Source organism: Variovorax sp. UC74_104 (genome assembly GCF_044055375.1).
Classification (GTDB): domain Bacteria; phylum Pseudomonadota; class Gammaproteobacteria; order Burkholderiales; family Burkholderiaceae_C; genus Variovorax.
The window spans coordinates 2168990-2190156 of record NZ_CP171978.1 but is presented as its reverse complement, the minus strand read 5'-3'; the positions used below and the strand labels follow the sequence as shown (position 1 = coordinate 2190156).

20 protein-coding genes and 1 pseudogene are annotated in these 21167 nt (G+C 68.7%); 20 read left to right on the top strand and 1 reads right to left on the bottom strand.

What is annotated here, in order from left to right:
* Positions 1-7 precede the first annotated feature (7 nt).
* The 13 genes and pseudogenes from paaK (at position 8) to ACHMXA_RS10115 (ending at position 13666) form a co-directional block, all read left to right on the top strand.
* The gene (gene paaK, locus ACHMXA_RS10175; RefSeq protein WP_395320557.1) at positions 8-1318 is read left to right on the top strand and encodes a phenylacetate--CoA ligase PaaK; all 1311 of its coding nucleotides are present in this window, start codon (positions 8-10) and stop codon (positions 1316-1318) included.
* Between the two features lie 38 nt (positions 1319-1356).
* A complete protein-coding gene (gene paaA, locus ACHMXA_RS10170) occupies positions 1357-2373 on the top strand; it encodes a 1,2-phenylacetyl-CoA epoxidase subunit PaaA (RefSeq protein ID WP_395320556.1) in 1017 nt (338 codons plus the stop codon).
* The gene (gene paaB, locus ACHMXA_RS10165; RefSeq protein WP_019654318.1) at positions 2370-2666 is read left to right on the top strand and encodes a 1,2-phenylacetyl-CoA epoxidase subunit PaaB; all 297 of its coding nucleotides are present in this window, start codon (positions 2370-2372) and stop codon (positions 2664-2666) included. Before paaA ends, paaB begins: the two co-directional genes overlap by 4 nt.
* 14 nt (positions 2667-2680) lie before the next feature.
* Positions 2681-3460: a 1,2-phenylacetyl-CoA epoxidase subunit PaaC gene (paaC, locus tag ACHMXA_RS10160; protein ID WP_395320555.1), complete on the top strand. Its 780-nt coding sequence runs from the start codon at positions 2681-2683 to the stop codon at positions 3458-3460.
* Positions 3460-3984, top strand: coding sequence for a 1,2-phenylacetyl-CoA epoxidase subunit PaaD (paaD, locus tag ACHMXA_RS10155; RefSeq protein ID WP_395320554.1), 525 nt, complete (start codon positions 3460-3462; stop codon positions 3982-3984). Before paaC ends, paaD begins: the two co-directional genes overlap by 1 nt.
* 13 nt (positions 3985-3997) lie before the next feature.
* Positions 3998-5083 carry a 1,2-phenylacetyl-CoA epoxidase subunit PaaE gene (gene paaE, locus ACHMXA_RS10150; RefSeq protein WP_395320553.1) on the top strand — a complete coding sequence of 362 codons (1086 nt, stop codon included), beginning with the start codon at positions 3998-4000 and terminating at the stop codon, positions 5081-5083.
* Positions 5084-5129: 46 nt separating this feature from the next.
* Positions 5130-6275 carry an ABC transporter substrate-binding protein gene (locus ACHMXA_RS10145; RefSeq protein WP_395320552.1) on the top strand — a complete coding sequence of 382 codons (1146 nt, stop codon included), beginning with the start codon at positions 5130-5132 and terminating at the stop codon, positions 6273-6275.
* Between the two features lie 131 nt (positions 6276-6406).
* Positions 6407-7435, top strand: a complete 1029-nt coding sequence (locus tag ACHMXA_RS10140; protein ID WP_395320551.1) for a branched-chain amino acid ABC transporter permease — start codon at positions 6407-6409, stop codon at positions 7433-7435.
* Positions 7432-9345 (top strand): ATP-binding cassette domain-containing protein, encoded by a 1914-nt coding sequence (locus ACHMXA_RS10135; protein ID WP_395320550.1) that lies wholly within the window; start codon positions 7432-7434, stop codon positions 9343-9345. The genes ACHMXA_RS10140 and ACHMXA_RS10135 overlap by 4 nt, the downstream gene beginning before the upstream one ends.
* A complete protein-coding gene (locus tag ACHMXA_RS10130) occupies positions 9342-10073 on the top strand; it encodes an ABC transporter ATP-binding protein (protein WP_395320549.1) in 732 nt (243 codons plus the stop codon). The genes ACHMXA_RS10135 and ACHMXA_RS10130 overlap by 4 nt, the downstream gene beginning before the upstream one ends.
* 152 nt (positions 10074-10225) lie before the next feature.
* Positions 10226-12297, top strand: a pseudogene (gene paaZ / locus ACHMXA_RS10125) (phenylacetic acid degradation bifunctional protein PaaZ).
* A 20-nt stretch (positions 12298-12317) separates the two neighbouring features.
* Positions 12318-13076, top strand: coding sequence for an SDR family NAD(P)-dependent oxidoreductase (locus tag ACHMXA_RS10120; protein WP_395320548.1), 759 nt, complete (start codon positions 12318-12320; stop codon positions 13074-13076).
* Positions 13077-13105: 29 nt separating this feature from the next.
* Positions 13106-13666, top strand: coding sequence for a methyltransferase family protein (locus tag ACHMXA_RS10115; RefSeq protein ID WP_395320547.1), 561 nt, complete (start codon positions 13106-13108; stop codon positions 13664-13666).
* Between the two features lie 92 nt (positions 13667-13758).
* Here the strand turns inward: ACHMXA_RS10115 and ACHMXA_RS10110 are convergent, their stop codons facing one another.
* The gene (locus ACHMXA_RS10110) at positions 13759-14151 is read right to left on the bottom strand and encodes a hypothetical protein (RefSeq protein WP_395320546.1); all 393 of its coding nucleotides are present in this window, start codon (positions 14149-14151) and stop codon (positions 13759-13761) included.
* A 277-nt stretch (positions 14152-14428) separates the two neighbouring features.
* On the opposite strand from ACHMXA_RS10110, the gene ACHMXA_RS10105 reads away from it, so the two are divergent.
* The 7 genes from ACHMXA_RS10105 (at position 14429) to ACHMXA_RS10075 (ending at position 21146) form a co-directional block, all read left to right on the top strand.
* Positions 14429-15061, top strand: coding sequence for an OmpA family protein (locus tag ACHMXA_RS10105; RefSeq protein ID WP_395320545.1), 633 nt, complete (start codon positions 14429-14431; stop codon positions 15059-15061).
* A 171-nt stretch (positions 15062-15232) separates the two neighbouring features.
* Positions 15233-15685 carry a hypothetical protein gene (locus tag ACHMXA_RS10100; protein WP_395320544.1) on the top strand — a complete coding sequence of 151 codons (453 nt, stop codon included), beginning with the start codon at positions 15233-15235 and terminating at the stop codon, positions 15683-15685.
* Between the two features lie 167 nt (positions 15686-15852).
* Complete coding sequence (locus ACHMXA_RS10095) at positions 15853-16449, top strand: phosphatase PAP2 family protein (protein ID WP_395320543.1); 597 nt, start codon at positions 15853-15855, stop codon at positions 16447-16449.
* A complete protein-coding gene (locus tag ACHMXA_RS10090; protein ID WP_395320542.1) occupies positions 16446-17504 on the top strand; it encodes a glycosyltransferase family 2 protein in 1059 nt (352 codons plus the stop codon). Before ACHMXA_RS10095 ends, ACHMXA_RS10090 begins: the two co-directional genes overlap by 4 nt.
* Positions 17501-19102, top strand: coding sequence for an ArnT family glycosyltransferase (locus tag ACHMXA_RS10085; RefSeq protein WP_395320541.1), 1602 nt, complete (start codon positions 17501-17503; stop codon positions 19100-19102). The genes ACHMXA_RS10090 and ACHMXA_RS10085 overlap by 4 nt, the downstream gene beginning before the upstream one ends.
* Positions 19095-19922, top strand: a complete 828-nt coding sequence (locus tag ACHMXA_RS10080; RefSeq protein WP_395320539.1) for a ChbG/HpnK family deacetylase — start codon at positions 19095-19097, stop codon at positions 19920-19922. The genes ACHMXA_RS10085 and ACHMXA_RS10080 overlap by 8 nt, the downstream gene beginning before the upstream one ends.
* Before the next feature lie 270 nt (positions 19923-20192).
* Complete coding sequence (locus ACHMXA_RS10075; protein WP_395320537.1) at positions 20193-21146, top strand: glycosyltransferase family 2 protein; 954 nt, start codon at positions 20193-20195, stop codon at positions 21144-21146.
* Positions 21147-21167 lie beyond the last annotated feature (21 nt).

The window sequence follows — 21167 nt, the reverse complement described above, 5'->3', positions numbered from 1 at the left end:
ACACACCATGACAGTCAAACGCCCCGCTCCCGGCGAGCTCGAGCCCATCGAAACCGCCAGCCGCGACGAGATCGCTGCGCTTCAGATCGCCCGCCTGCGCACCACGCTGCAGCGCGCCTACGAGAACGTGCCGCACTACCGCAAGGCTTTCGATGCCAAGGGTGTGCACCCGGACGACCTGAAGTCGCTGGCCGACCTGTCGAAGTTCCCGTTCACGGTGAAGAGCGACCTGCGCGACAACTACCCCTTCGGCATGTTCGCCGTGCCGCGCGAGAAGGTCGCGCGCATCCACGCATCGTCGGGCACCACCGGCAAGCCCACCGTGGTGGGCTACACGCTGCAGGACATCGACACCTGGGCCGACCTCGTCGCCCGCTCCATCCGCGCCGCGGGCGGCCGGCCCGGCGACATGGTGCACGTGTCTTACGGCTACGGCCTCTTCACCGGCGGCCTGGGCGCGCACTACGGCGCCGAGCGCGCGGGCTGCACCGTCATCCCCATGTCGGGCGGCCAGACCGAGAAGCAGGTGCAGCTCATCCAGGACTTCAAGCCGAACATCATCATGGTCACGCCCAGCTACATGCAGGTGATCATCGAGCAGTTCGAGCGCCAGGGGCTCGACGCGAAGGAGAGCTCGCTCGAGGTCGGCATCTTCGGCGCCGAGCCGTGGACCGAGGCGATGCGCCGCGACATCGAGGCCCGTGCAGGCATCGACGCGGTCGACATCTACGGCCTCAGCGAAGTGATGGGGCCCGGCGTGGCCAGCGAATGCGTGGAGAGCAAGGACGGCCCCGTCATCTGGGAAGACCACTTCTACCCCGAGATCATCGACCCCGAGACCGGCGAGCTGAAGGCCGACGGCGAGGAAGGCGAGCTCGTCTTCACCTCGCTGAGCAAGGAGGCCATGCCCATCGTGCGCTACCGCACGCGCGACCTCACGCGCCTGTTGCCGCCCACCTCGCGCTCGTTCCGCCGCATGGGCAAGATCGTCGGGCGCAGCGACGACATGATGATCATCCGCGGCGTCAACGTCTTCCCCACGCAGGTCGAGGAGATCGTGCTCGCGCACCAGGCGCTCTCGGGTCTCTACCAGGTGCACGTGAGCCGCGCCGACAAGCTCGACCAAGTCGAGATCCACTGCGAGCTCAAGCCCGCCGACGCCGCGTCGGCCGACCGCGCCGCGATCGGCGACTGGCTGCAGCACCGCGTGAAGACGCTCATCGGCATCTCCACCCGCGTGGTGGTGCACGGCCCCGACGAGATGGAACGCACCCAGACCGGCAAGGCGCGCCGCGTGATCGACACGCGCCCGCGCTGAGACCAGCCACTACCAACACCGACCGAAAGGACACGCACATGTACACCCAGGCGATGGACACCATGGGCAAGGACGCAGGCGACGGCAAGCAGAAGGCCGTGCGCTCCGCAGAGGAGATGCGCCTCGAGGAACGCTTCGACGCGCACATCGACGCCGGAGAATTCATCGAGGCGAAAGACTGGATGCCCGAGCACTACCGCAAGACGCTGGTGCGCCAGATCAGCCAGCACGCGCATTCCGAGATCGTCGGCATGCTGCCCGAGGGCAACTGGATCAGCCGCGCGCCCACGCTCAAGCGCAAGGCGATCCTGCTGGCCAAGGTGCAGGACGAGGGCGGCCATGGCCTCTACCTTTATGCAGCTGCAGAGACGCTGGGCACCTCGCGCGACCAGATGTTCGAGGCGCTGCACAGCGGCAAGGCCAAATACAGCTCGATCTTCAACTACCCCACGCTGACCTGGGCCGACATGGGCACCATCGGCTGGCTGGTGGACGGCGCGGCCATCATGAACCAGGTGCCGATCTGCCGCTGCTCGTACGCGCCGTATGCGCGCGCCATGATCCGCATCTGCCGCGAGGAGAGCTTCCACCAGCGCCAGGGCTACGAGTCGCTGCTGACCATGATGACCCACGGCACCGAGGCGCAGAAGGCGATGGTGCAGGACGCGGTCAACCGCTGGTGGTGGCCCTCGATCATGATGTTCGGCCCGCCGGACGACCAGTCGCCCAACAGCGCGCAGTCGATGCGCTGGGGCATCAAGCGCTTCAGCAACGACGAGCTGCGCCAGAAGTTCGTCGACGCCACCGTGGAGCAGGCGCGCATCCTCGGCGTGACCCTGCCCGACCCCGACCTCAAGTGGAACGAGGAGCGCCAGGCGCACGACTTCGGCGCCATCGACTGGAGCGAGTTCTGGCGCGTGATCGGCGGCGACGGCCCCTGCAACCGCGAACGCCTGCAGGCCCGCGTCGACGCCTGGGAAGACGGCGCATGGGTGCGCGAAGCCGCGCTGGCCCACGCCAACAAGCAACATCAACCGATCAAGGAAGCAGCATGAGCACCGAAGCGAAACAGGAATGGCCTCTGTGGGAGGTGTTCGTGCGCAGCAAGGCAGGCCTCGACCACAAGCACTGCGGCAGCCTGCACGCGGCCGACCCGAAGATGGCGATCCAGATGGCGCGCGACGTCTACACCCGCCGCCAGGAAGGCAGCAGCATCTGGGTGGTGCGCTCCGACCAGATCGTGGCCAGCGACCCGGGCGAGAAGGACATGTACTTCGACCCGGCCGAAGACAAGGTGTACCGCCACCCGACCTTCTACGCCCTGCCCAAGTCGGTCGACCACATGTGAGCGGACAGAACGTCATGCAAGCATCGATCGAACTGAACCGCACGCCCGCCGTGCAATACCTGCTGCGCATCGGCGACACCTGCCTGGTGCTGGCGCAGCGGCTTGGCGAATGGTGCGGCCACGCGCCCGTGCTGGAGGAAGACATCGCGATGGCCAACATCGCGCTCGACCTCGTCGGCCAGGCCCGCGCGCTGCTCACGCACGCCGGCAAGCTTGAAGGCACCGGCCGCGAGCACGACGAAGACCAGCTCGCCTACCTGCGCGACGAACGCGACTACTTCAACCTCACCATCGCCGAACTGCCGCGCGGCGACTTCGCCTTCGCTGTCGTGCGCAACACGATGGTGTCGACGCTGCTGAAGCTGCTGTGGCAGCGCCTGGCCGCATCGAACGACCCCGAGGTGGCGGCCATCGCCGGCAAGGCGCTGAAGGAAGCGCGCTACCACCAGCAGCACTCGGGCGACTGGGTGGTGCGACTGGGCGACGGCACCGACGAATCGCGCCGCCGCACCGAGAAGGCGCTAAAGCAGCTGTGGCTCTACATGCCCGAGCTGTTCTTCAGCGACGAGGTCGATGCCGCGGCCAGCGCCAGCGGCCTCGGCCCCGCATGGAGCGAACTGCGCGAACCCTGGCTCGCCGAGATGCAGCAGGTGCTGGACGCGGCCGGCCTCGCCATGCCGAAGGAAGCCGCCTTCCGCAGCACCGGCAAGCACGGCGTGCACAGCGAGCACATGGGTTACATCCTCGCGGAGATGCAACACCTGCAGCGCTCCTACCCGGGAGGCGTGTGGTGATGAATGCCCTGGCCTCGCGCGTCGATGCGGCATGGGCCGTGCTGCACACGGTGCCCGACCCCGAGGTGCCGGCCGTGTCGGTGTGCGACCTCGGCATCGTGCGCGAGGTGATCGAACACGACGACGGCCTGGAGATCGTGCTCACGCCGACCTACTCCGGCTGCCCCGCCACCGAGGCCATCGAGCACGACGTGCTCGCCGCCATCGAGCAGGCCGGTCTGGGCCGCGCGCGCGCCACATTGCGCCGCGCGCCGGCATGGACCAGCGACTGGATCAGCGACGAGGGCCGCGCCAAGCTCAAGGCCTACGGCATCGCGCCGCCCGCGCACCTGAACGCGGAGCAGGCCGCCGGCACCGCGATGCCGATCAGGCTCTTCGGCCGCATCGCCGGCGAGCGCATCGCCTGCCCGCGCTGCGCGAGCGAGCTCACCGAGCGGCTTTCCGCATTCGGCTCCACCGCCTGCAAGGCGCTGTACCGCTGCATGGCCTGCCGCGAACCCTTCGAACACTTCAAACCCATCTGAGACGCACCCCGCGATGAGCACTCTCTTCCACCCCCTGCGCGTGAAGGCCATCGAGCCCGACACGGCCGAGGCCGTCATCGTCTCCTTCGAGGTGCCGGCCGACCTGCAGCAGGTCTTCGGCTTCACGCAGGGCCAGTACCTCACGCTGCGCCACGACATCGACGGCCAGGACCTGCGCCGCTCCTATTCGATCTGCGCCGGCCTCGACGACGGCGAACTGCGCGTGGGCGTGCGCAAGGTGCGCGGCGGCGTGTTCTCCAACTGGATCAACGCCAGCCTGAAGCCGGGCGACACCCTCCAGGTGATGGCGCCGCAGGGCCGCTTCTTCGTGCCGATCGAGCCGGACTCGGCGCGCCACCATGTCGGCATCGCGGGCGGCAGCGGCATCACGCCCATCCTGTCGATCATGAAGACGGTGCTGGCGCGCGAGCCGCAAAGCCGCTTCACGCTGATCTACGGCAACCGCCAGCTGCAGTCCACGATGTTCAAGGAAGAGATCGAGGACCTGAAAAACCGCTACATGACGCGCCTCGTGCTGCAGCACGTGTTCTCCGACGAGCACACCGATTCGCCCCTGGGCTTCGGCGTGATGAACCGCGAGAAGATCGGCGAGTTCCTGGCGAGCGTGGTGCCCGCCGCGGACATCGACCACGTCTACGTGTGCGGCCCCTTCCAGATGAACGACGAGGCCGAGGCCGCGCTGCTGGCCGCTGGCGTGCCGGAAGACCGCATCCACATCGAGCGCTTCGGCGTCGCGCTGCCTTCGGCCAGCCAGGTGGGCGCGGTGGTGCACGAGGCCCAGCCGGGCGACGCCGAGCAGTCGCGCATCACGATCGTGCGCGACGGCCTGCAGCGCGAGATCACCTTCACCGAAGGGCAGCCCAGCATCCTCGATGCGGCATCGGCCGCGGGGCTCGAGGTGCCGTTCTCGTGCACCTCTGGCGTGTGCGGCACCTGCCGCGCGAAGTGCGTGGACGGGGAAGTCCGCATGGAAAGAAACTTCGCGCTCGACAAGAATGAAGTGGCCGCGGGTTTCGTATTGACCTGCCAGGCGCACCCCCTGACCGAACGAGTCACTCTCTCTTTCGACGAGCGCTGAGATACTTCAGGCCTCAACCATTACTTCAAACGGAGACAAACCAACCATGAAATTCTTCAAGCCCCTGCTGACCTCCGCCCTGTGCGCCACGGCCCTCGCGGCCTGGGCCGACGTCAACGTCGGCGTGACCATCTCGGCCACCGGCCCGGCAGCCTCGCTGGGCATCCCCGAGAAGAACACCATCTCGCTGATGCCCAAGACGATCGGCGGGCAGAAGATCAACTACATCGTGCTGGACGACGCCTCCGACACCACCGCGGCCGTCAACAACACGCGCAAGCTCATCGCGGAGAACAAGGTCGACGTGATCCTGGGCTCGACCACCACGCCGGCCTCGCTCGCCATGATCGACGTGGCCAGCGAGGCGCAGACGCCGATGATCTCGGTGGCCGCGTCGGCGCGCATCATCGAGCCGATGGACGCCAAGAAGAAGTGGGTGTTCAAGACGCCTCAGAACGACATCATGATGTCGCTGGCCATCGCCGAGCACATGGCCGCCAACGGCGTGAAGACCGTCGCCTTCATCGGCTTCTCCGACGCGTACGGCGAAGGCTGGTCGCAGGAGTTCGCCAAGGCCGCCGACCTGAAGAAGATCAAGATCGTGGCCAACGAGCGCTACGCCCGCACCGACACCTCGGTGACCGGCCAGGCCCTGAAGATCATGGCCGCCAAGCCCGACGCGGTGCTCGTCGCCGGCTCCGGCACGCCGGCCGCGCTGCCGCAGAAGACGCTGAAGGAACGCGGCTACACCGGCAAGATGTACCAGACCCACGGCGTGGCCAACGCCGACTTCCTGCGCGTGGGCGGCAAGGACGTGGAAGGCACCTTCCTGCCCGCAGGCCCGGTGCTCGTGGCCGACCAGCTGCCCGCCGGCAACCCCGTGAAGAAGTCCGCGCTCGCCTACGTGTCCGCCTATGAAGCCGCCTACGGCAAGGGCTCTGTCTCGACCTTCGGCGGCCACGCCTGGGACGCCGGCCTGCTGATGAGCTCGGCCGTGCCCGTCGCGCTGAAGAAGGCCCAGCCCGGCACGCCCGAGTTCCGCGCCGCGCTGCGCGACGCGCTGGAGCAGACCAAGGAAGTGGCCGGCGCGCACGGCGTGTTCAACATGACCGCGCAGGACCACCTGGGCCTCGACCAGCGTGCCCGCGTGATGGTGAAGATCGAGAACGGCGCCTGGAAATACCAACCATAAGCTCGCCCCCAGGCTCCGCGCACTTCGTGTCGCTTCTCCCACCCCCTACCGGGGGCAACACCAGAGGCCCGGCAAAGCCGGTTCCTCGGTGTTCCTGAATTGAGTCACGGGCGACGCCCGAAGGTTGTTTTATGGATTTGCAGATTGCCCTTTTGCTGGGGCAGGACGGCATCGTGAACGGCGCGGTCTACGGACTGATGGCGCTCGCGCTGGTGCTGGTGTTCTCGGTCACGCGCGTGATCTTCATCCCGCAGGGCGAATTCGTCGCCTTCGGTGCGCTGTCGATGGCCGCGCTGCAGGGCGGGCGCGCGCCCTCCACGCTGTGGCTGCTGCTGGCGCTGGCGGCAATCGTGCTGGTGGTGGAGGCCTGGCGCTGGAAGCGCGGCGCCACCGTCGACTGGCGCTCGGCGCTGACCTGGTGCGTGGCCTTCCCGGCCATCGCCGCGGTGCTGGTGCTCGGCTTCAAACCCACGTCGCTCGCGATGCAGTCGGTCGCCACGCTGGTGCTGATCGCGCCGCTGGGTCCGCTGCTCTACCGCGTCGCCTACCGCCCGCTGGCCGATGCCAGCGTGCTGATGCTGCTGATCGTGTCGGTGGCGCTGCACGGCGTGCTGGTGGGCCTGGGCCTCTTCTTCTTCGGCGCCGAGGGTTCGCGCACCAGCGCGTTCTCCGAAATGCGCTTCGACCTCGGCGGCATTCCCGTCAACGGCCAGTCGCTGGTGGTGGTGGGCGTCACGCTGGTGCTGGTGATCGCGATGTTCTGGTTCTTCGGCCGCTCGATGATCGGCAAGGCGCTGCGCGCCACCGCCATCAATCGCGTGGGCGCACGGCTGTCGGGCATTCCCACCGAGCTCTCGGGCGACCTGAGCTTCGCGCTGGCGGCGGTAATCGGCGCCATCTCGGGCCTGTTGATCGCGCCGATCACCACGGTCTACTACGACACCGGCTTCCTCATCGGCCTGAAGGGCTTCGTGGCCGCCATCGTGGGCGGGCTCGCGAGCTATCCGCTGGCGCTCGCGGGCGCGCTGCTGGTCGGCCTGCTGGAAGCCTTCTCCTCCTTCTGGGCCAGCGCGTACAAGGAAGTGCTGGTCTTCACCCTGATCATCCCGGTGCTGCTGTGGCGCTCGCTGAACAGCCATCACGTGGAGGACGAGGAATGAATCCGTCGTCTTCACACGCAACCGCATCCACCGCCGCCAACGCGGCACCCGAAGGCCGCCCGCTCGTGACGCCGCGCGTGCTCACCCTCGTCTTCATCGTCGCGCTTGCCCTGGCCTGGGGCTGGCTGCCCGAGTTCACCGTCAGCGTGCTCAGCAACATCGGCCTGTACGCGCTGGTGGCGGTCGGCCTCGTGCTGCTGACCGGCGTGGGCGGCATGACGTCCTTCGGCCAGGCCGCCTTCGTCGGCATGGGCGCGTACGCCACCGCGTGGATCTGCACATCGCCCACCGCGGCCGGCTGGCTCGGCGGCCTCGCGGGCTCCGCGCTGGTGCCGTGGCTGGGCCTGCTGCTGGGGCTGGTGCTGACCTTCGCGCTGGCGTGGGCGCTCGGCGCGGTCACGCTCAAGCTCTCGGGCCACTACCTGCCGCTGTGCACCATCGCCTGGGGCCTGAGCCTCTACTTCCTGCTGGGCAACATGGAGTTCCTCGGCGGCCAGACCGGCATCACCGGCGTTCCGCCACTGGTGGTGGCGGGCGTGTCCTTCGCCACGCCGCGCATGCTGGGTGTGGTGATCTGGGCGGTGCTGCTGCTGGCGCTGTGGGCCATGCACAACCTGCTCGACTCGCGCGAGGGCCGCGCCATCCGCGCGCTCAAGGGCGGCCGGCTGATGGCGGAGTCGATGGGCGTGGACACCGCGCGCCACCGCATCAAGCTCTTCGTGCTGGCGGCCCTGCTCGCGGCCATCTCGGGCTGGCTCTATGCGCACATGCAGCGCTTCGTGAACCCGACGCCCTTCAACCTGAACATCGGCATCGAGATGCTGTTCATGGCGGTGGTCGGCGGCGCAGGTCATCTGTGGGGCGCGGTGCTCGGCGCGACGCTGATCACGCTGCTGAAGGAAAAGCTGCAGGACGTGCTGCCCGCGCTGCTGGGCACCAGCGGCAACTTCGAGGTGGTGGTGTTCGGCCTGCTGATGCTCTTCGTGCTGCAGCGCTTTGCCGATGGGCTTTGGCCCACGCTAGCGCGACTGTTGCGCCGCTGGGTGCGCGAAGTGCCGCGCGCCGCAGGTGCCGGCCCGGCCGCATCGGCCACGGTGCAGCTCGCGCAGCGCGCGGTGCCTTCCGCCGGCACGCTTCTGCTGCAGGCCGACGGCGTGAGCAAGCGCTTCGGCGGGCTGGTGGCCAACAACGACATCTCGATGACGCTGAAGGCCGGCGAGGTGCACGCGCTGATCGGGCCCAACGGAGCGGGCAAGAGCACCTTCTTCAACATGATCTCTGGCGTGGACGACCCCACCACCGGCGAAGTGCGCCTGGTCGGCCAGCCCATGTCGGGCAAGCCCTCGCGCGCCTTCGCCTCGCTGGGCCTGGGCCGCACCTTCCAGCACGTGCGGCTGCTCGGCCAGCGCAGCGTGGTCGAGAACGTGGCGCTCGGCGCACACCTGCGTGCGAAGCGCGGGTGGCTGTCGGCCATGCTGCGCCTGGACCGCGCCGAAGAGGCCGCGCTGATGGCCGAAGCCCGCAAGCAGATCGAACGCTGCGGCCTGGGCGCTCATGCCGACACGCCCGCCGCGTCGCTCTCGCTCGGCCAGCAGCGCGTGGTGGAAATCGCCCGCGCGCTCGCGGGCCAGCCTTCGGTGCTGCTGCTCGACGAACCCGCCGCCGGCCTGCGCCACCTGGAGAAGCGCGCCCTCTCGGAGCTGCTCGCGCAGCTGCGCGCCGAAGGTCTCGGCATCCTCGTGGTGGAGCACGACATGGAGTTCGTGATGAACCTCGCCGACCGCATCACGGTGCTCGAGTTCGGCACCGTCATCGCCACCGGCACGCCCGCCGAAGTGCAGGCCAACCCGCGCGTGCTCGAAGCCTATCTGGGCGGCGCAGACGACGAACTGCTGGAGGACGCACGATGAGCCACCCCATTCTTCGGCTGGAGGATTTCTGCGTCGCCTACCGCACCGTCGAGGCGGTCCACAGCGTGCGCCTGCAGGTGAACGAGGGCGAGATCGTCACGGTCATCGGTCCCAACGGCGCCGGCAAGACCACGCTGCTGTGCGCGGCCATGGGGCTGCTGCCTTCCACCGGCCAGCTGCTGCTCGACGGCGAGCGCGTCTCGCGCCCCAGCGTCGAGACCATGGTGTCGCGCGGCGTCGCGCTGGTGCCCGAGCGGCGCGAGCTGTTCGGTGAGATGTCGGTCGAAGACAACCTGCTGCTCGGCGGCTTCTACCAGTGGCGCAAGGGCAAGCGCGACCAGCGTGCGCGCATGGACGAGATCTTCGCCATCTTCCCGCGCCTGAAGGAACGCCGCGCGCAGATGGCATCGACGCTCTCGGGCGGCGAACGCCAGATGCTGGCCATCGGCCGCGCGCTGATGGCGCGGCCCCGCCTGCTGATGCTCGACGAGCCCTCGCTGGGCCTCGCCCCGCTGGTGGTGCGCGAGGTGCTGCGCGTGGTGTCGCAGCTGCGCAGCCACGGGGTGTCGGTGCTGCTGGTGGAACAGAACGCCCGCGCCGCGCTGCAGGTGGCCGATCGCGCCTATGTGCTGGAGATGGGCGCCGTGGCGCTCGAAGGCAAGGCGCGCGACCTGCTGCACGACCAACGGATCATCGATACCTATCTGGGTATCGGCAAGAAAGAGTGACTTGATTTCCTCCCTCCCCCGCTGGGGGAGGGTTGGGGTGGGGGCATGCGGCCTCCACCGCCGCGCAGCCTTCGAGGACGGGGCTGCCCCCATCCCAACCTTCCCCTAGAGGGGGGAAGGAGCAAGACAGACATCGCGAAAGGACACCGCCCATGACCACCACCCTCCAAAGCTACATCGCCGGCCGCTGGATCGGCCAGCAGGCCGCGCAGCAGCTGCGCAGCGCCGTCAACGGCAAGCCCGTGGCCGCAACGCACGCCGAGGCCATCGACTTCGCCGAGGCGCTGGCCTATGCGCGCCGCACCGGCATTCCCGCGCTCATGAAGCTCGACTTCCAGCAGCGCGCCGAGCGCCTGAAGGCACTGGCCAAGTTCCTCCCCGCGAACAAGGAAACGCTCTACGCCATCTCGGCCCACACGGGCGCCACGCGCGCCGACAGCTGGATCGACATCGAGGGCGGCGCCGGCACGCTGAGCGCCTACGCCGGCATCGGCACCAACGAGCTGCCCTCGGGCAACCTGGTGCATGAAGGTCCGGCCTTCCCGCTGGGCAAGAAGGGCGGCTTCGCGGGCACGCACATCCTGGTGCCGCGCGGCGGCGTGGCAGTGCACATCGATGCCTTCAACTTCCCGGTGTGGGGTCTGCTCGAGAAGTTCGCGCCCAGCTTCCTGGCGGGCATGCCCTGCATCGGCAAGCCGGCCACGGCCACCAGCTATCTCACCGAGGCGCTGGTGCGGCTGATCGTGCAGTCGGGCATCCTGCCCGAGGGCAGCCTGCAGCTGGTCATCGGCAGCACGGGCGACCTGCTCGACCGGCTCGAAGGGCCGACGTGGTCACCTTCACCGGTTCGGCCGACACGGCCGCGAAGCTGCGAGTGCACCCGAACATCGTGCGCCAGTCGATCCCATTCAACGCCGAGGCCGACTCGCTGAACTGCGCGATCCTCGCGCCCGACGTGACGCCCGACGACGAGGAGTTCGATCTCTTCGTGAAGGAGGTTGCGCGCGAGATGACCATCAAGGCCGGCCAGAAATGCACGGCCATCCGCCGCGCGATCGTGCCGCGCCAGCACCTCGACGCGGTGGCCGAACGGTTGCGCGCGCGGCTCGCGAAGACGGTCGTGGGCGACCCCTCGCGCGAGGAAGTGCGCATGGGGGCGCTGGCCTCGCGCGACCAGCAGGCCGACGTGGCCGAGCGCGTGGCCACGCTGCTCAAGGGCGCCGAGCTGGTCTACGGCGAGCGCGACGGCTTCTCGCCGGTGGGCGACGGCGTGAGCGAAGGCGCCTTCTTCGCGCCCACGCTGCTGCTGAGCCGCAAGCCGCTGGAGCACGACGCAGCGCACGACGTGGAGGCCTTCGGCCCCGTCAGCACGCTGATGCCCTACGACGGCATCGACGAGGCGCTGGCACTGGCCGCACGCGGCCGCGGCAGCCTGGTCGGCACGCTGGTCACGCGCGATCCGGCCACCGCGGCCAAGGCGATTCCGGTGGTCGCCGCATGGCACGGCCGCCTGCTGGTGCTCGACCGCGAGGCCGCCGCCGAGTCGACCGGCCACGGCTCGCCGCTGCCGCAGCTCAAGCACGGCGGCCCTGGCCGCGCGGGCGGCGGCGAGGAACTGGGCGGCCTGCGCGCGGTGAAGCACTACCTTCAGCGCACCGCCGTGCAGGGCTCGCCCACCATGCTGGCCGCCATCACCGGCGAGCACGTGCGCGGCGCGGCCGTGCACGAGAGCGAGGTGCACCCCTTCCGCCGCTACTTCGAGGACCTGCGCGTCGGCGACTCGCTGCTCACGCACCGCCGCACGGTGAGCGAGGCCGACATCGTGGCCTTCGGCGGCATCTCGGGCGACTACTTCTACATGCACTTCGACGAGGTGGCGGCCAAGGAATCGCCCTTCGGCAAGCGCATCGCGCACGGGTACTTCGTGCTGTCGGCAGCGGCGGGCCTGTTCGTGTCGCCCGCGCCTGGGCCGGTGCTGGCCAACTACGGGTTGGACACGCTGCGCTTCACCAAGCCGGTGGCCATCGGCGACACCATCCGCGCGCGCCTGACCTGCAAGCGCAAGATCGACCGCAACAAGAAGGACGCGAGCGGCCAGGGCCAGGGCGTGGTCGCATGGGACGTGGAAGTGACGAACCAGGACGGCGAGCTGGTCGCCAGCTACGATATCCTGACGCTCGTCTCCAAGAAGCCCGAAGCCGCCGCGGCCTCGGCCAACGCCTGATGCCATCTTCCTCGTCCTCCATGTTCGACCTCACCGGCAAAGTCGCGCTCGTCACGGGCGGCAACGGGGGCATCGGCCTCGGCATGGCCCAGGGGCTGGCCAGGACCGGCGCCCGCGTCATCGTGGCCGCACGCAACACGCAGAAGTCGGCCGCGGCGGTCGAGGCGTTGAAGGCGCTCGGCAGCGACAGCTTCGCGCTGGAGGCCGACGTGAGCGACGAGGCCTCGGTGCAGAGGCTCTTCGACGAGGCCGCCGCGCGCACCGGGCAGCTCGACATCCTCGTCAACAACGCCGGCACCAACATCCGCAAGCCGGTCGACCAGCTCCCGCTGGACGATTGGCACAAGGTGATGAACACCAACCTCACCAGCGCCTTCCTCTGCAGCCGCGCCGCGCACCCGCACCTGAAGGCCGCGGGCGGCGGCAAGATCATCAACATCGGCTCGATGATGTCGATCTTCGGCGCGGCCTACGCACCGGCCTACGCGGCGAGCAAGGCCGGCATCGTGCAGCTCACCAAGTCGACGGCGCTCTCGTGGGCTCCCGACAACATCCAGGTCAACGCGATCCTGCCCGGCTGGTTCGAAACCGAGCTGACCGACGGTGCGCGCAGCCAGGTGCCGGGCCTGTACGAACGGGTGAACGCCCGCGCCGCCGCGGGCCGCTGGGGCCAGCCGGCCGACATCGCCGGCACCGCCGTGTTCCTCGCCAGCGCCGCGTCGGACTACGTGACGGGCACCGCAATACCCGTAGACGGCGGCTTCTCCATTTCGGGCTGAAGCCCGCGGGCCGTGTAAATTCGCCCGCCATGCTCTTCTGGATCCAGATCTTCCTTTTCATCGTCGGCACGGCCGCGCTGGTGTACGTGTCGCGCGGCCCGCTGAGCCAGCCCGGCTCGCATGGCTTCTACCGCTTCTTCGCGTGGGAGTGCATGCTGGTGCTGATCGTGGTCAACCTGCCCTGGTGGCATGACGATCCGTTCTCGCCGAGGCAGATCGTTTCCTCGCTCTTCTTCGTGGCGTCGATCTGGCTGCCGATCCATGCGGTTCGGCTGCTCAAGGCCCAGGGCAAGCCCAGCGACGCGCGCAACGACGATCCCGCGCTCTACGGCTTCGAGAAGACATCGGCCATCGTCAGCAGCGGCGCCTTCCGCTACATCCGCCACCCCATGTACACGGCGCTGATGCTGCTGGCCTGGGGTGCATTCATGAAGCAGTTCAGCTGGCTCACGCTGGCGCTGGTGCTGGCGGCCACGGTGCTGCTGTTCATGACGGCGCTGCGCGACGAGCAGGAATGCATCGCGCACTTCGGCGACGACTACCGTGCATACATGCGCGGCACCAGGCGCTTCATTCCGTTCGTGTTCTAGGGCTGCCGCTCTGCTCAAGAGCGGGCAACACCTTTCCGCTGCAGCAAAGAGAAAGCGCCCCGTCAGGGGCGCTATTCACGTGGCCTCGACGCTCAGCAAGCCTTGCCGTGGGCGACGTGCGCGCCCTTGGCCTTCGCGTCGGCTTCGGACATGTACGAGCCGCGCTTGGTCTTGCCGAAGTACTTGTCGTTGGCGCAGTGATAGACCTTGCCGTTGACCCATACCTGGCCGGCGGCGGGTGCCGCTGCAGGCGTGGCGGCGGCAGGCGCGGCTGCGGGCTTGGCCGCTGCGGGAGCGGTTGTTGCGGGTGTGGCGGGCGCAGCGGCAGCAGGCGCAGCAGCGGGCTTCGTCGCCGCAGGAGCAGGTGCGGTGGCAGCAGCCGGCGCCGTGGCAGGGCTGGTCGTCGCGGGAGCGGCTGGTTGCTGTGCAAAGGCAGAGACGGCGAGGACGGAACTGGTCGCCAGCAGGAAAAGGGTCTTCTTCAAGATCGCTCCTTGTGAATCGCACGAAAGCACGTGCATGTAGCGACCAACGCCCATGCGGCAACGCAGTTGACGAATGTTCACGCCGATGTGTGACGAGCCGTACGGCGCGAGACCTATTTCACGCCCGCAAGGAAGAGATGAGGCTTCGCGGCCTCTGCGAGGCCTTCGCTGTCGGCGCGATTGCGCCTGCATGAGTTGTTCCCCTTCGGATCGAACGCCGACGCGGCAGACCGCGGACGTCGCCGATCCGGATCCGAAACATCGAAAAGGGAAGAACATGAAGATCACACTGACCTCTCTCGCCATCGCTGCCGCGCTCCTCGCGGGCTGCGCATCCGAGCAAGCAACCCATACGGCCGTAGGCACCGGCGCAGGCGCGGCGGTCGGCGCGGGGGTGGGCAACCTCATCGGTCGCGACAAGAAGAGCACGGCCATCGGCGCGGCGGTCGGTGCGGCCGTGGGGGCAGGCGTCGGCTACAACTGGACCAACATCCGCAACAAGCTCAGCAACCAGACCGCGGACACCGGCACGCAGATCATCGATCAACCGGACGGCTCGCTGAAGCTCAACATTCCCAGCCAGGTGACCTTCGACACCGACAGCGCCACCATCAAGCCGTCGTTCCGCAACGTCCTGGACGGCGTGGCCCAGACGATCGCGCAGGAGCCCAACATCAACGCGCGCGTGGTCGGCCACACCGACAGCACCGGCAATGCCGAGCACAACATGGCGCTGTCGCAGCGACGCGCGCAAAGCGTGGGCGCCTACCTGGTCGACCATGGCGTGAAGAGCGCGCGCCTCACGACCGAAGGGCGAGGCCAGACCCAGCCCGTGGCGAGCAACGCCACCGAGGACGGGCGCATGCAGAACCGCCGCGTCGAGATCTACCTGAAGCCGGTCTCCCAGTAAGCAGGTCCTGGCGAAGGCGCCACGCATCGGCCACCGCAGGCCGGTGCGGCCCTGCTGGTGCCAATGCGCCTCATCCTCGACGCCCCTTTGATACGGGCGTCATCCTGAACCTTGCGGGATGCTGACCCGCCCGATCAGGTTCCGTTCACACGAGCCTCCTAGCATTCCTGCATGCTGCTGCTCGCGCGCGTTCGCCGTTTTGTCGAGGCACACCACAAGGCGTGGTGTGTGGCGGGCATGCTGCTGGTTCTTCTGCAGCCTTTCATCGCGGTGCATTTCCGCTGCGACGGGCTGGAAGACGAGCCGATGCTGCGGGTGCGCAGCGCGAGCGACACCACTCAGTTCGAGGCCGATGACCGCGCGGATCATCCGGCGGACCGCGAGACCACCCTGTTCGCACAGGCGCCCGCGAGCATCGATCTGCCCGACGCGTTCGACCTTGCGCTGAACGCGCTGATGGCGATGGTGCTCGCACTGCTGCCGCTGGCGGTGGCCCTTTCGCGATTGGCCGTTCCCGTCGCGCGTGAAGCGCCCGAACACGTGCCGCCCCACGGCGGCGCACCGCCTCCAGCGCAACCATGGCGGCGCCTGCCGCCGACCGTCGCTCCACCTTCCGCCACCTGAGACACGGCGCCTCGCGCGTCGGGCGGTCCGCTGCGCCACGCGGCGGGCCTTCTCTTCCCTGTCGAAAGGTCCGACATGTCCAGCTTCTCCTGCTGCGCCGATCGCGTCTATCGCGCCGCGCGGCATCGCACGCCCTCCGTTTTCCAGAACCCGCCCAAGGTGGCGTCATGAATGCGCTGAACCTCACGCTCTTCCAATGGCTCGCGGCCGGCAGCCAGCCGACTCCGTGGGTGCTGTCCGTTGCATTGGCCTTCGCGCTCTGGGGCGCCTGGCTGTGCGCGGGTGTGCTCGTCTACGCGCTGTGGCGGCATCGCGCCGATCGCGCCTACCTGTTCGTCGTGGCGGCGCTCTCGGGCCTCGCGTCGATGGTCTCGCATGCGATCGCAAGCTCCTTGAACACGCCTCGCCCCTTCGTGCTGGGGCTGGTGCCCTCCTACATCGAGCACGCTGGCCGCGGCTCGCTGCCGAGCACGCACGCGACCGTGATGTTCATGGTTGCGCTCGCCTTCCTGCTGCGCCCCAGCCTGCGCAGGCTCGGCGTGCCGCTGCTGGTGCTGGCCGCCGCCACGGGCTGGGCGCGCATCTACGTGGGCGTGCATTTCCCCATCGACATCGCGGCCGGGCTGCTGCTCGGCGCCGCGATCGCCGGCCTGGCCGCCATCGCGCAGCGGCTCGCGCACCGATTCGTTTCTTTTCCAATGTCGCCGGCCGGCCGCACTCGCGACAACAGGAACGCGGCCGCTTCGCCCTGGAGGCTTCCATGATCTCGTCGACCGACAACAGCAGGCATTCGCGCCCGCCGGTGCGCCTGCCGCAGCCCGATGCCCCGGCGCCGCGTACCGACGCCGCAGTGCCGTCCGAGCCATCGGCCGGGCCGCGCAGCATCTCCTGCGTGATCCCCTGCTACAACGAGGCCGCGAACCTGCGGCACCTGCTGCCGCTGCTGGAAGACATCCTCTGGGACACGCACATGCGCTGGGAGATCATCGTGGTGGACGACGGCAGCACCGACGACACCGTGGCCGTGGCCGAGGCATGGTGCGAGCTCTCGGGCTTTCGCTGCATCTCGCTGTCGCGCAACTTCGGCAAGGAAGCCGCGCTCACCGCGGGCCTCGCCGCCGCCACGGGCGACGCGGTGGTGCTGCTCGACGGCGACCTGCAGCACTCGCCCGAGCTCATCCACACCATGATCGCGCAGTGGGTGGCCGGCGCCGAGGTGGTGTACGCGGTGCGCGAGCAGCGCAGCGACGAGAGCCGCTTCAAGCAGATCGGCAGCAGGCTCTTCTACAACCTGCTCAACGCGTCGGACCGCTTCGCCGTGCCCAAGGACGCGGGCGACTTCCGCCTGATGGACCGCAAGGTGGTCGACGCGCTCATGAGCCTGCCCGAGCGCAGCCGCTTCATGAAGGGCCTGTACGCCTGGGTGGGCTTCCGCGCGGTGGCGCTGCCCTACACGCCCGCGCCGCGCGCCGAAGGCAGGAGCACCTTCAACACGCGACGGCTGGTGCGGCTGGCCATCGACGGGCTCACCGCCTTCACGACGTGGCCGCTGCGCGCGGTCAGCGTGGCGGGCCTGATGCTGGCGGTGCCGGCATTCGCCTACGGCGCCTACGTGGTCATCGACTACCTGCTGTTCGGCAACGAGGTCTCGGGGTGGACCACCATCGTCGTGAGCCTGATGTTCTTCATCGGCATCCAGATGATCTCCACCGGGATCGTGGGCGAGTACATCGCTCGCATCTACGAGGAGGTCAAGGGACGGCCGCTGTACGTGGTGCGCCACGAACGCGGCACGGGGCTCGAGACCGGGAAGACATGAAACGATCCGCCCCCGCATGGTGGACCGCCCCGCAACCGCTATGGCTCATCGTCGCCCTCTTCGCCTGGCTGCTGGCCACGGCATGGATCCGCCCGCTGATGGCGCCCGACGAAGGCCGCTACGGCAGCGTCGCGCTGGCAATGCTGCATTCGGGCGACTGGCTGGTGCCCCGGCTCGACGGCCTGCCCTTCTTCCACAAGCCGCCGCTGTTCTACTGGATCGGCGCGGCCGCGATGGCGGTCGCAGGCCCGGTCGAGTGGGCGGCGCGGCTGCCCTCGATCCTCGGCGGCGGCGCGGCGGCCGCGGCGCTCTTCCTCTTCCTGCGCCGGTGGTCGACGGTGCGGCTGGCGCTGCTGTCCACGGTGGTGCTGGTGACCACGCCTTTCTTCTTCATCGGCGCGCAGTTCGCGAACCTCGACATGCTGGTGGCGGGCTGCATCTCGGGCACGGTGCTGCTGGCGGCCGGCGCCGCGCTGGCAAGGGAGCGCGAGGAACCATGGCGGGCGCTCTTGGCCGGCGCCTACCTGTTCGGCGCGGCCGGGCTGCTGGCCAAGGGGCTGATCGGCCTCGTGCTGCCCGCCATGGTGATCGCGGCGTGGTGCGCCGCGACGCGCAGGCTCGCGGCGCTGCGGCTCGCCCTGTGGCTGCCGGGCTGGGCCGTCCTGCTGATCGTGGCCGGCCCCTGGTTCGTTGCCATGCAGATGAAGTACCCGGAGTTCTTCGACTACTTCGTCGTCACGCAGCACTTCCGCCGCTTCGCGTCCACGGGCTTCAACAACGAGCATGGCTTCTGGTTCTACCTGCCGGTGCTCGCCGGCCTCACGCTGCCCTGGTTCGCATGGGTGCTGGTGCCTCGCGGCGGGAACGAATCGAACGACGCGGCGAGGGCGCCCGACATCGACCGGCTGATGTGGATCTGGCTCGCGGTGATCGTGGTGTTCTTCTCGCTGCCACGCTCCAAGCTCATCGGCTACGTGCTGCCCGCGCTGCCGCCGCTGGCGTACCTGATCTCGCAGCGCGTACTCGCGGGCCGCTCGCTCGACGCGCTGCTGCCGAAGGTGCGCGCGACGGCGCTGGCGGCCGCGGCGGTGTGCATGGGCTGCGTGATCGCCGTGGCGATGTATGCCTCGCCTCCGGGCACGCGGCTGAAGCTGCCGGCTGGGCAAGCGGTGGCACCGGCTGACCAGGTGCTGATGCTCGACAGCTACCACTACGAGATTCCCTTCTACTGGAACCTGCGCGAGCCGGTGCTGGTGTCCGACGACTGGAAGGCCGCCGCCCTCGACACGCGCGACAACTGGCGCAAGGAGATCTCCGACGCCGCCAGTTTCGACCCTGCACGCGCCGCCCGCACGCTGGTGGAGCGCACGCAGCTCGCGGACACGCTGTGCGTGCCCCGCACCACCTGGCTCGTGGGCTCGAACACGGCGCAGCTCGCGAACCCCTGGCTCTTCCGGGCGCAACTGGTGGCGGTGAACGACGGCGTCGCCGCCTGGCGCTTCGCGGGCAGCCCCACCGGCGACCCGCACTGCCTGGATGCGCCGCTGGCACCCGCACCCGCTTCCGCGCAGTCCTCGCAAACGCATGGCGATGAGTGAACCGCTGCGCTACCTCTGCATCTGCGCCGACGACTTCGGCATGAGCGCGGGCATCAACTCGGCCGTGCTCGACCTCGCCGAACAGGGCAGGATTTCCGCGACCAGCGCCATGGTGCGCCGCGAGGTGTGGCTTGCCGGCGCGAGGATGCTCAGGCGCCTCGACCCGGCGAGGTTCGACGCCGGCCTGCATCTGGATCTCACGCGCCCCGCGCATGCCGGCGGCGCCGAGCCCGGGCTCGGTGGACTGATCGCGCGCACCTACACGCGCACCGTGTTCGCGCCGGGCGTGCAGGCCGACATCCGCGACCAGTTGACGCGCTTCGAAGACGCGATGGGCCGCGCGCCCGCCTTCGTGGACGGGCACCGGCACGTGCACCAGTTCCCGGTGGTGCGCGAGCTGCTGGTGGAAGAGATCGCGCGGCGCTATGCGGGCTCGCCGCCATGGATTCGCAGCACGGCGCCGGGCCTGCGCCAAGGTCCCGATCGGCTGAAGGCGCGGATCATCCATTCGCTGGGCGGCTCGCGGCTGAACGCGCTGGCCGCGAAGCGCGGCATTCCCACCAGCAGCCGGCTTCTGGGTGTCTACGATTTCTCCGGCGACATCGAGCAGCACGAGCGGCGCCTGTCCGACTGGCTGTCGGCCTGCCGCACCGGCGACGTGCTCATGTGCCACCCCTCCGCCGGCATCGCGCCCGGCGATCCGCACGGCGGCGCGCGGCTGCGCGAGTACACGGCGCTGCTCGGGCTGCGGCTCGAAGCGGCCGGTGGAAGTGAAAGGATCGAGCTCGCGCCGCTGTCGCAAACCTTGCGGCAGGCCTGATGGCTGACGCCATCAAAAAATTTCATGAGCCGCTCGCAGCCTGCAATATCCGGCGATTGGATACGAATTCGCTATAGCGAACGAACGCGCACACCGCCCAGGCTCACACTTCCGTATCAACAAGGGCAGAAACAAGGGCCGAAGCCCTCCTGAAGCCGCTCCCCGTGCCCCTCCGAGGGGCGCGACATCGCTCATTCGCACGCGAAGCGATGCTTAGAATCGCCGTCGGTTCGGGCTCGCGCTCCGGCCTTCACTCTCCGGAGAAACGCGATGTCCTTGTCGTTCGGTGCAGTCGTCGTCACGTACTTTCCCACCGACGGGCAGCTGGCGAATCTCCACACGCTCCTGCGCTCATGCCCGCGCCTGTGCGTCGTCGACAACACGCCGGAGGCAGGCGACTGGCATGGCGATCTTGTCGAAGCAGGAATCGCCGTACTGCACAACGGCAACCGCGGCGGCATCGCGGGTGCGTTCAACCGAGGCATCGCGGAGCTCGAGGCGCGCGGCGCCGAACTCTTCTTCCTGCTCGACCAGGACTCCGTGCTGCCGCCCGGCTACTTCGACGACATGTGCAAGGCCGCAACTTCGGCTGGCGAAAGAGCTGAAGGCGCCGCCTTCCTGATCGGCCCTCTCGTGCACGACACGAACCTCGATGCGCTCATTCCACAGTTCGGCCTCGAGGGCAAGCGCGTCTACCAGTTCGACCTGCGCAAGCCCTTCATCGAACCGCTGGTCCGCTGCGCCTTCATGATCTCTTCGGGCTCGCTGATCTCGCGCGCCGCGTGGACGAAGATCGGCCGCTTCGACGAGCGCTACGTGATCGACCACGTCGACACCGACTACTGCATGCGCGCGCTGCGCAGCGAGGTGCCGCTCTACCTGAACCCGGCCGTCGTGCTGCGGCACCAGATCGGCGACCTGCAGGCCAGGTCGCTGTTCGGCTGGAAGATCCACGTCATCAACTACCCGGCCGCGCGGCGCTACTACATCACGCGCAACGCGCTCGACCTCTCGCTCGCGCACGTGCGTGCCTTCCCCGCGATCCTGTTCATCAATGTCTACACGCTGAAGCAGATCCTGCCGATGCTGATCTTCGAACGCGACCGCCTGCGCAAGAGCCTCGCGCTGATGTTCGGCGTGCTCGACGGCCTGCTCGGCCGGCTGGGCGGCATCCGCGAGGCGCGCCCCCGCGTGGGCGAGTACCTGAGCCGCAAGAGCGGCTGAGCACAACGGGCCCGAACGAAC